10 protein-coding genes are annotated in these 9,532 nt (G+C 69.6%); 6 read left to right on the top strand and 4 right to left on the bottom strand.

Translation table 11 applies throughout. The annotated features are described in order from the left end of the window. The coding region (locus tag A9X01_RS16860) for a TCP-1/cpn60 chaperonin family protein (protein WP_301336940.1) at positions 1-587 on the bottom strand (587 nt) is incomplete at its 3' end. 221 nt (positions 588-808) lie between these two features. On the opposite strand from A9X01_RS16860, the gene A9X01_RS16855 reads away from it, so the two are divergent. Genes A9X01_RS16855 through moeA form a run of 3 tightly spaced genes read left to right on the top strand, consistent with a single transcriptional unit; the run spans position 809 to position 3,266 of the window. Continuing rightward, positions 809-1,078, top strand: coding sequence for a hypothetical protein (locus tag A9X01_RS16855; RefSeq protein ID WP_065121831.1), 270 nt, complete (start codon positions 809-811; stop codon positions 1,076-1,078). Positions 1,079-1,123: 45 nt separating this feature from the next. Further along, entirely contained in the window at positions 1,124-2,059 is a 936-nt protein-coding gene (locus A9X01_RS16850; protein WP_065121830.1) for an SDR family NAD(P)-dependent oxidoreductase, read from the top strand. Position 2,060: 1 nt separating this feature from the next. Continuing rightward, a complete protein-coding gene (gene moeA, locus A9X01_RS16845; RefSeq protein ID WP_065121829.1) occupies positions 2,061-3,266 on the top strand; it encodes a molybdopterin molybdotransferase MoeA in 1,206 nt (401 codons plus the stop codon). On the opposite strand, the gene A9X01_RS16840 is transcribed toward moeA, so the two are convergent. Next, positions 3,263-4,411, bottom strand: coding sequence for an MFS transporter (locus A9X01_RS16840; protein ID WP_065121828.1), 1,149 nt, complete (start codon positions 4,409-4,411; stop codon positions 3,263-3,265). The genes moeA and A9X01_RS16840 overlap by 4 nt on opposite strands. Positions 4,412-4,538: 127 nt before the next feature. Between A9X01_RS16840 and A9X01_RS16835 the strand changes: the two genes are divergently transcribed. From A9X01_RS16835 to A9X01_RS16825, 3 genes are read left to right on the top strand one after another with little or no spacing between them, the layout of a single operon-like run. Continuing rightward, the gene (locus A9X01_RS16835; protein ID WP_155772129.1) at positions 4,539-5,237 is read left to right on the top strand and encodes a phosphatidylserine decarboxylase; all 699 of its coding nucleotides are present in this window, start codon (positions 4,539-4,541) and stop codon (positions 5,235-5,237) included. After that, complete coding sequence (gene pssA, locus A9X01_RS16830; protein WP_065034501.1) at positions 5,234-6,094, top strand: CDP-diacylglycerol--serine O-phosphatidyltransferase; 861 nt, start codon at positions 5,234-5,236, stop codon at positions 6,092-6,094. The genes A9X01_RS16835 and pssA overlap by 4 nt, the downstream gene beginning before the upstream one ends. Continuing rightward, a complete protein-coding gene (locus A9X01_RS16825; protein ID WP_065121826.1) occupies positions 6,091-8,256 on the top strand; it encodes an AAA family ATPase in 2,166 nt (721 codons plus the stop codon). Before pssA ends, A9X01_RS16825 begins: the two co-directional genes overlap by 4 nt. A 4-nt stretch (positions 8,257-8,260) precedes the next feature. Here the strand turns inward: A9X01_RS16825 and A9X01_RS16820 are convergent, their stop codons facing one another. Beyond that, positions 8,261-8,911, bottom strand: coding sequence for an LON peptidase substrate-binding domain-containing protein (locus tag A9X01_RS16820; protein WP_065121825.1), 651 nt, complete (start codon positions 8,909-8,911; stop codon positions 8,261-8,263). Continuing rightward, positions 8,911-9,528, bottom strand: a complete 618-nt coding sequence (locus A9X01_RS16815; protein ID WP_065121824.1) for a TetR/AcrR family transcriptional regulator — start codon at positions 9,526-9,528, stop codon at positions 8,911-8,913. The genes A9X01_RS16820 and A9X01_RS16815 overlap by 1 nt, the downstream gene beginning before the upstream one ends. Positions 9,529-9,532: the final 4 nt, after the last annotated feature.

Below are 9,532 nucleotides of genomic sequence, written 5' to 3'. Positions count from 1 at the left end.
CCCTTGTCGAACCGCATGCCCTCGGTGAGCTCGAGCTGCAGGCCGAAGGTGTTGGACTCCTCGACGGTGATGACGCCCTCGTTGCCGACCTTGTCCATCGCCTCGGCGATCAGGTCGCCGATCGACTGGTCGCCCGCGGAGATGCCCGCGGTGGCCGCGATCTGCTCCTTGGTCTCGACGTCCTTGGCCGAGCTGAGCAGGGTCTGCGTGACCTTCTCGACGGCCTTCTCGATGCCGCGCTTCAGGCCCAACGGGTTGGCGCCGGCGGCGACGTTGCGCAGGCCCTCCTTGACCAGCGCCTGTGCCAGCACGGTGGCCGTCGTGGTGCCGTCACCGGCCACGTCGTCGGTCTTCTTGGCGACTTCCTTGACCAGCTCGGCGCCGATCTTCTCGTACGGGTCCTCCAGCTCGATCTCCTTGGCGATGGACACACCATCGTTGGTGATCGTGGGAGCGCCCCACTTCTTCTCCAGGACGACGTTGCGGCCCTTCGGACCCAGCGTCACCTTTACCGCGTCGGCGAGGCTGTTCAAGCCCCGCTCGAGGCCGCGACGGGCCTCTTCGTCGTACGCAATTGTCTTGGCCATTGCGAAGTGATTCCTCCGGATTGGGAATGACGGGTCACCAGGGCGACCCCGTTACTTACGCTGGCCGGGCGCAGTGCCCGCGACGGACGACCAGAGTGGCCTCACCGTCCCGACCTAGCACTCGCCGGTCGCGAGTGCCAACGTCATTCTTAGCACTCGCCTATGCCGAGTGCAAGAAAGGGGGCTGGCGTTCGAGGTCAACCCGGATCTAACGCCAAGCAATGGCCGGACTGCTGGACTCGGTGCTCGACGCGCACGGCGGACTGGCCCAGGAGTTCTACTTCGACGTGGACTGTCTGTTGTGCCGGCACGACTACCGCGTCGATGTCGCCGGCGGTTTCGCGGCGATTCAATACGTGTCGGAGATCGTCCGGGTGGACGGCTTCGCGTTCCCCACCAAGCGCCGGGCGTTTCGCCGGGGCAGCGACGGCGGGCCGATGCCCGACGAGTTGATGGTGTCGATCGACCTGAGCGACTACCGCCTGAGCTGAGCACGCACGCCTGGCCCTCGACCGCGCCTGGGTATCTTCGGGGCCATGGCCTCCAACGACCAGAAGAACCGCAAATGGGCGGTCTCCGACATTCCCGACCAGAGCGGTCGCACCGTAGTCGTCACCGGCGCCAACACCGGAATTGGTTACCACACCGCGGCTGAACTCGCCTTTCGCGGAGCACATGTGGTGCTCGCGGTGCGCAACCTGGAAAAGGGCAACACCGCACTCGCCCGCATCATCGCGGTCAAACCCGACGCGGACATCACCTTGCAGGAACTCGACCTCGGCTCGCTGGCATCGATCCGCCGGGCCGCCCAGGCGCTGCGCGCCAGCTATCCGCGCATCGACCTGCTGATCAACAACGCCGGGGTGATGTGGACGCCCAAGCAGGTCACCGAGGATGGCTTCGAGTTGCAATTCGGCACGAACCACCTCGGGCACTTCGCCCTCACCGGTCTGCTGCTCGATCACCTGCTGCCGGTGCGCGGATCCCGGGTGGTGACGGTCAGCAGCCTCGGCCACCGCCTGCGCGCCGCCATCCACTTCGACGACCTGCAATGGGAACGCGGTTACAGCCGCGTCGGCGCCTACGGCCAGTCCAAGCTGGCCAACCTGCTCTTCACCTATGAGCTACAGCGCCGGTTGGCCGACGCCGCCGCCCCCACGGTCGCCGTCGCCGCGCACCCCGGCGGCTCCAACACCGAACTGTCGCGCAACCTGCCCGGCATCTTCCAGCCGATCAAGGCGGTGCTCGCACCCGTGCTTTTCCAGGGCCCGGAGAGTGGCGCGTGGCCGACGCTGCGGGCGGCCACCGACCCCACCGTCGAGGGCGGCCAATACTACGGCCCCGACGGATTGGGTGAGCAACGCGGCCGTCCCAAGCTGGTGCAGTCCAGCGCCCAATCCCACGACACCGATCTGCAACGCAGGCTGTGGGACGTCTCCGAAGAACTCACCGGCGTCAAGTTCCCCGTCTGACATGCGATCCGTCACCGAACACCAGCGCGTCGTCGCCGAGCTGATCCAGCGCCGTCCTGCAATCACCGTCGGCCTGGCCGAAGCCCTGGGTCTGGTGCTGGCCGAGGACGTCACCGCACCGCTGTCGCTGCCGGTCTTCGACAACTCGGCAATGGACGGGTACGCGGTACGCGCCGAGGACACCGCCGCCGCTACACCCGATAACCCCGTGGTGCTGCCGGTCGCCGAGGACATCCCGGCCGGGCGCACCGACCGGTTGCAGCTGCAGCCCGGAACCGCCCACCGGATCATGACCGGTGCCCCGGTGCCGGCCGGCGCGACGGCCATCGTGCCGGTCGAAGCCACCGACGGCGGGGTGACGACGGTGCAGATCCGGCAGCATTCCGAGGCCGGGAAGCACATCCGCCACGCCGGGGAGGACGTCACCTCCGGCGCGACGGTGCTGCGCGCCGGCCAGCAGGTGACACCGGCCGCGCTGGGACTGGTGGCCGCGCTGGGTCTGGATGCCTTGCCGGTGCTCCCCCGGCAGCGGGTGCTGGTCATCTCGACCGGTTCCGAGCTGGTGTCGCCGGGCACCCCGCTGCAGCCCGGGCAGATCTACGAGTCGAATTCGACCATGCTGGCCGCCGCCGTCCGCGACGCCGGCGCGGACGTGGTCGCCACCCCGACCGCGGGCGACGACGTAGCGCAGTTCAGCGCCGTGCTGGATCGGTACGCCGGCGAGTCCGACCTGATCATCACCAGCGGCGGCGTCAGTGCCGGCGCCTACGAGGTGGTCAAGGACGCCTTCGGCCGCGAGGGCGACCAGGGGGTGCAGTTCGTGAAGGTCGCGATGCAGCCGGGCATGCCGCAGGGGGTCGGTCGGGTGGCGGGCACACCGATCGTCACGCTGCCCGGCAACCCGGTCAGCGCGCTGGTGTCCTTCGAGGTGTTCATCCGCCCCGCGCTGCGCGCCGCGATGGGCCTGCCCGATCCGCACCGGCCGCATCGCACCGCCGTGCTCACCGAGGCGGTGACCTCGCCCCGGGGTAAACGCCAATTCCGGCGCGCGGTCCTGGATCCCGAAGCCAACCAGGTCACCAGTTACGGCCCGCCGGCATCGCACCATCTGCGCTGGCTGGCCTCGGCCAACGCGCTGCTGGACATCCCCGAGGATGTGGTGGAGGTACCGGCCGGATCCGAGCTGCGAGTGTGGGACCTGCGCTAGGACCGGTGGAATTCGTCGGCGGCGTCGAAGGCGGTGGTGCCGGCTATCGCCGCCGCGGCGATCAGGATCACCACCGGAATGCCGACCAGCGCCGCACTCAGCCCGACCCAGTGGGCGAGGTGCCCGATCAGGGGCGGCGACAATAGATATCCCGCCCAGCCGGTTGCCGCGACGATCGCGATCGCCGATCCGCCATTGCCCGCCGAGTAGGCGGCGCTGAACGCGGTCGGCACCAACAGCGCCACGCCGGCGCCCAGGCTGGCCCAGCCGATCACGCTCAGCACGGGGTTGGCGGTGGCGAGCATGACGCTCACGCCGACGGCGGCAAGCACCGCCAGCACCGGCAGCAGCCGACGCGCCGGGATCCGCGAATGCAGCCGCAGGGCGCCGAACCGGACCACGACCATCGCCAGCGTGTAGGCCGCGTAGCTCAATCCCGCGACGCCCGGGCCGGCACCGACGACGTCGTGTACGTAATTCGCCGACCAGTCGGCGGCCGCACCCTCACACAGGAACGAGCCGAACGCCACCGCGGCCAGGACCGCCACGGTGGCGTTCATCCAGCCGTGCCTGGACTCGCCCGAAGCGCCGGTGGCAGCTTCGTCGGCGACGAAGGCCCGCACCAGTGCCGCCCCGAGCAACAGCACCACCACCCCCAGGACCGTCAACTGGGGCGCAAGGCCGATGCCGACGCTCACGCAGGCCGCACCGATCGTCGCTCCCAGCAGCGCGCCCAGGCTCCACATCCCGTGGAACCGCGCCATGATCGGGCTGCGCTCGAGTCGCTCGACCGTGCCGGCCTGGGTGTTCATCGCGACATCCAGGCCGCCCTGGAACATCCCCCACAGCGCCAGCGCACCGAACAACCAACCGCCGGACGTCGCCAGCCCGACCGTCATCCCAGCGAAGGCGTAGCCCGCCACCAGGATTGGCACCAATCGCCGACTTCCCCACCGAGGCAGCGCCCAGTGGCAGCACACCGTCGCCAGCACCGACCCCAGCGGCGCCCCGAACAACGCCGTGCCCAGCGCGGCATCCGAGAGCCCCAAACTCGCCTTGACCTGCGGAATATGGGCAGCCCACGAAGAAAACAGGACAGCATGAGCGATGAACACCGCCGTGACACCCAGCTTCGCGCGACGCAACCGTGCCGCGTCCAGAACTTCTGGCGGAATTGGAATCAGACTCCTCAGTCAGGCAAATCGGTTGTATGCGTTCCCAGCAAGGGCCGGAACGAACCCCGGTTCGCCAGCCTTCCGTAAGATGACCCGCGTGGCACGACGCCCTGGTTCTTCCGATGGTCCTGCACACTGGCTCGAGTTGGTGCGGTCGACCATCCCCCCGCTCCACCCGGCAGGTATACCTTTCGTCTCCGCCGGCCTGGCCGTGGCCGCCGTCGGATACCGCCATCGGTGGGTGCGCCGGACGGGCCTGGTCGCGGCGGGCGCCTGCGCCGGGTTCTTCCGTCATCCGCCACGGGTGCCGCCCAACCGGCCCGGCGCGGTAGTCGCGCCTGCCGACGGCACGGTCGCGTTGGTCGACTTCGCCGCCCCGCCGGCCGAACTGAGCCTGGGCGACACCCCGCTGCCCAGGGTGAGCATTTTCCTGTCCCTGCTCGATGTCCACGTCCAGCGGGCGCCGGTCAGCGGTGAGGTACTCGCCGTCCAGCACCGCCCCGGCCAGTTCCTGTCCGCCGATCTGCCCGAGGCCAGCGAGGCCAACGAACGCACCAGCATGCGGCTGCGTACGGCCAGTGGCGCCGAGGTGGTCGTCGTCCAGATCGCCGGCCTGTTGGCCCGCCGCATCGTGTGCCAGGCGCACATTGGCGACAAGCTGTCCATCGGCGACACCTACGGCGTGATCCGGTTCGGCTCCCGGCTGGACACCTACCTCCCTCCGGGCACCGAGCCCCTCGTCCGGGTGGGCCAGCACGCCGTCGGCGGCGAAACAGTCCTGGCCGAGTTGTCATGATCGAGAAGCCCCGGGGACGACGGACCGTCGACCTGCATCTGCTGCCGAGCGCGATGACAGTGCTGTCCATCTGTGCGGGTCTCACCTCTATCAAGTTCGCCCTGGACCACAAGCCCATCCCCGCCATGGCGCTGATCGCGGTGGCCGCGATCCTCGACGCGCTCGACGGGCGGGTGGCGCGCATTCTGGACGCCCAGTCCCGGATGGGCGCCGAGATCGACTCGCTGGCCGACGCGGTGAACTTTGGCGTCACCCCGGCGCTGGTGGTGTACGTGACGCTGCTGTACGAATGGCCGGTCGGCTGGGCGGTGGTGTTGCTGTACGCCGTGTGCGTGGTGCTGCGACTGGCCCGCTACAACGCTCAGCAGGACGACGGAACGCTGCCGCCGTTCGCCAAGGAGTACTTCGTGGGCATGCCAGCGCCGGCGGGCGCGGTGTCCATGATCGGCACGATCGCCCTCAAGCTGCAGTTCGGTGAAGGCTGGTGGACGTCGATCTGGTTCCTGGCGTTCTGGATCGCCGGGACGTCGCTGCTCATGGTCAGCGCGCTGCCGATGAAAAAGTTTCACACCCTGGCGGTGCCGCCGAACTGGGCGGCTCCGCTGCTGGCGGTCCTGGCGATCGCCGCGGCGGCCGCGGTGCTGCAGCCCTACATCCTGATCTGGGTGATCATCATTTCCTACGTCTGCCATATCCCGTTCGCGGTCCGCAGCAAGCGGTGGCTGGCCAAGCACCCCGAGGCGTGGGAGGACAACAACAAACAACGCCGCGCCGCCCGGCGCGCGACCCGACGGGCCCAGCCGCACCGACGGTCGATGGCGCGGCTGGGGCTGCGCAAGCCGGGCAGGCGACTTTGACCGGTTCCAACCAGCTCACGTTCGTCGCGCGCCTGAACACCTCGGCGGTCGACTCGCGCCGGGGCGTGGTTCGGCTGCATCCGAATGCCATTGCAGCGCTAGGGATCCGGGAATGGGATGCGGTGTCGCTGACCGGTTCGCGCACCACGGCGGCGGTCGCGGGCATGGCAGCGGGCACCATCCCGTTCGGCACCGTGTTGCTCGACGACGTCACCCTGTCCAACGCCGGCCTTCGGGAGGGCACCGAGGTCATCGTCAGTGCGGTTACCGTCTACGGCGCGCGTACGGTGACGCTGCGCGGCTCGACAATGGCGATGCAATCCCTCTCGTCGGCCACGCTGCGGCTGGCATTGCTCGGCAAGGTGATGACTGTCGGTGACGCGGTGTCGCTGCTGCCGCGTGACCTGGGTCCGGGCACCTCCACCTCGGCCGCCACCCGTGCCCTGGCGTCGTCGGTCGGCATCAGCTGGACCTCGGAACTGTTAACCGTCACCGGGGTGGACCCGGACGGGCCGGTCAGCGTGCAGCCGAACACCTTGGTCACCTGGGGCGGCGCGGTCGACCGCAGGGCTGGCGACACGTCGCGCGAACGGGTCAGTGTCGCCAGCCCGGACATTGCGGTGGAAGAACTCAAGGGTGCTCAGCCGCAGGCCGCCAAATTGACCGAATGGCTCAAGCTTGCCCTTGACGAGCCCCATCTCCTGAAGACCCTCGGCGCCGGGACCAACCTGGGCGTACTGGTCTCAGGACCGCCGGGCGTCGGCAAGGTGACGTTGGTGCGGGCGGTGTGCGCCGGCCGCAGGCTGGTCGAGCTGGACGGCCCGGAAGTCGGCGCACTGGCCGCCGACGACCGGCTGCAGTCCGTGGCGTCGGCGGTGACGGCCGTGCGCGACGGCGGCGGGGTGTTGCTGATCACCGACGTCGATGCGCTGCTGCCCGAGACCGCCGAGCCGGTGGCCGCTCTGATCCTGGCCGAGCTGCGCACCGCGGTGGCCACCGACGGCGTCGCACTGATCGCCACGAGTGCGCGGCCCGACCAGCTGGACTCGCGGCTGCGGTCGCCCGAATTGTGCGACCGCGAGCTCAGTGTGCCGCTGCCGGACGCCGGGACGCGCCGGGCGCTGTTGGAGGCGGTGCTCAAGCCGGTGCCGACCGGCGACCTCAACCTTGACGAAATCGCGAGCCGCACGCCGGGTTTCGTTGTAGCGGATCTGGCCGCGCTAACCCGGGAGGCGGCGCTGCGGGCGGCGTCGCGAGCCAGCGCCGACGGCCAGCCGCCCAAGCTCAACCAGGAGGACCTACTGGGGGCGCTCACCGTCATCCGGCCGTTGTCGCGGTCGGCGAGCGAGGAGGTCAGCGTCGGCAGCGTGACCCTCGCCGACGTCGGTGACATGGCCGACGCCAAGCAGGCGCTGACCGAGGCGGTGCTGTGGCCGTTGCAGCACCCGGACACCTTCTCCCGGTTGGGCGTCGACCCGCCACGGGGTGTGCTGCTCTACGGCCCGCCGGGCTGCGGGAAGACCTTCGTTGTTCGCGCCCTGGCCAGCACCGGCCAGCTGAGCGTGCACGCCGTGAAGGGTTCGGAGCTGATGGACAAGTGGGTGGGCTCTTCGGAGAAAGCGGTCCGCGAATTGTTCAGACGGGCAAGGGATTCCGCGCCGTCGCTGGTGTTCCTCGACGAGGTGGACGCGCTGGCTCCGCGGCGTGGCCAGAGCTTCGATTCCGGCGTGACCGACCGGGTGGTGGCCGCGCTGCTGACCGAACTCGACGGCATCGACCCGTTGCGCGATGTGGTGGTGCTCGGTGCCACCAACCGTCCCGACCTGATCGACCCGGCGTTACTGCGGCCCGGTCGGTTGGAACGCCGGGTGTTCGTCGAGCCACCCGACGCCGAGGCGCGGCGCGAAATCCTGCGCACCGCGGGCAAATCCATTCCGCTGAGCGCCGATGTGGATCTGGACGCGGTGGCCGCCGGCCTGGATGGCTACAGCGCTGCCGATTGTGTGGCGTTGCTGCGCGAGGCGGCGCTGACGGCGATGCGGCGCTCCATCAATGCCGACGACGTCACCGCGGCCGACCTGGCCGCGGCCCGGGAAAAGGTCCGGCCCTCGTTGGACCCGCTGCAGGTGGAAGCGCTGCGCGCCTTCGCCGGGGACGGCTGAGCGCCTACTCGGACAACTGGAATTCGATCATCGCCGCAACCGAGTCGACCGCCTCCAGCAACGCCACCAACCGGTCCGCGGGCGACGCCGCCGACAGCACCGCGTATTTGTCGGCCGGGCCCATCGGGACTCGAGTTGCTAACGCGTACAACATTTTTCCGAGGTCGTCGGCAGCCTCGTCCGGATAGTTAAGCAGCACGTCCCGCTCCGGCAGCTCCACCTCGCGCACCGCTGCGATGCGTTCGAACAGCGCCAGCACCCGGTCTTCGATATCACGGAACTGGGCGGCGGTCACCGGCGGCCCCGGTTCGTCCGGCCACGCCCGGACCCGCGCCCGCGGATAGGGGTCGTCGGGCAGCCATTCCACCACCTGAATGCGTTCGCCCATCCGGCAATCGAGCACATACCGGCCCGCACCGGCGTCCACGTACTCGGCGATCCGCGCCACCGCCCCGATTTCGCAACGGGCATCAGCCCCACCGACTTCGCGGCCACGGGAGATCAGCACCACCCCGAACCGGGGTTCCGGCCGATCCAGGCAATCGCGGACCAGCGCCGTGTAGCGGGGCTCGAAGATGCGCAACGGCAGGTCCTCGCCGGGCAGCAGCACGGATTCGAGCGGGAACATCGCCATCTCGACCGGTTCACGATCCATCACACCGGCGCCCCCTTCCTACCCCCTTGCCCACCATAACTAGTCAGCACCGCCCGGGCGGCGGCCGCGACGTCGTCGGCCAGCCATTCGGGCGGCGGATCGTCGTGGGCATGGCGGCGCACGACCGCGTACGGCAGGTCCGCGACCGCACGATTCACCGCATCGACGGCGCGCGGATCGCTGGTGCCGTACAACTGTTGCGCCAACTCCCGCACCCGCGAGATCAGCGGCGCATTCATCGCGGTTAGCGTCTCCCGGAACGACGCGTCGGGGCGGCCGTCCACCAGGTCGTCGGGCCGGATTGTCAACAGCAGTCGCGCGTCCTCCGGCTGCTCGCGAGCGAATTCGACTGCCGCGACGGCCATTGCCACCGCCACCTCCACGGCGGTTTCGGCCGAAGCCGCCATCGCGCGGGTCTGAAACCGCTCGAGGGCGCGCAGCCATGCCGCGATCACCACCCCGTCCCGGTTGCCGAACCGGTGATAGAGCGTCCCAGCCGGTGCGCCACTGGCCTTCGCGATCGCCGCCACGCTGGCCGCGCGTGGGCCGCCGGCAAGCACCAGCGCTCGCGTCGCGTCCAGGATCACATCGGTTTCATGCTTCCGCGGCGGGGCCACGATC

This window comes from Mycobacterium asiaticum, assembly GCF_001668675.1.
GTDB classification, from domain to species: domain Bacteria; phylum Actinomycetota; class Actinomycetes; order Mycobacteriales; family Mycobacteriaceae; genus Mycobacterium; species Mycobacterium asiaticum_D.
Note: the sequence above shows the minus strand (reverse complement) of the source record. Positions and strands in the feature narration are given on the sequence as shown.

What these genes read in the sequence shown, in the direction of transcription:
- A9X01_RS16855 (WP_065121831.1), top strand. Translation starts at nt 809, where the DNA reads ATGGCCGGACTGCTGGACTCGGTGCTCGACGCGCACGGCGGACTGGCC.
- A9X01_RS16850 (WP_065121830.1), top strand. Translation starts at nt 1,124, where the DNA reads ATGGCCTCCAACGACCAGAAGAACCGCAAATGGGCGGTCTCCGACATT.
- moeA (WP_065121829.1), top strand. Translation starts at nt 2,061, where the DNA reads ATGCGATCCGTCACCGAACACCAGCGCGTCGTCGCCGAGCTGATCCAG.
- pssA (WP_065034501.1), top strand. Translation starts at nt 5,234, where the DNA reads ATGATCGAGAAGCCCCGGGGACGACGGACCGTCGACCTGCATCTGCTG.
- A9X01_RS16820 (WP_065121825.1), bottom strand. Translation starts at nt 8,911, where the DNA reads ATGGATCGTGAACCGGTCGAGATGGCGATGTTCCCGCTCGAATCCGTG.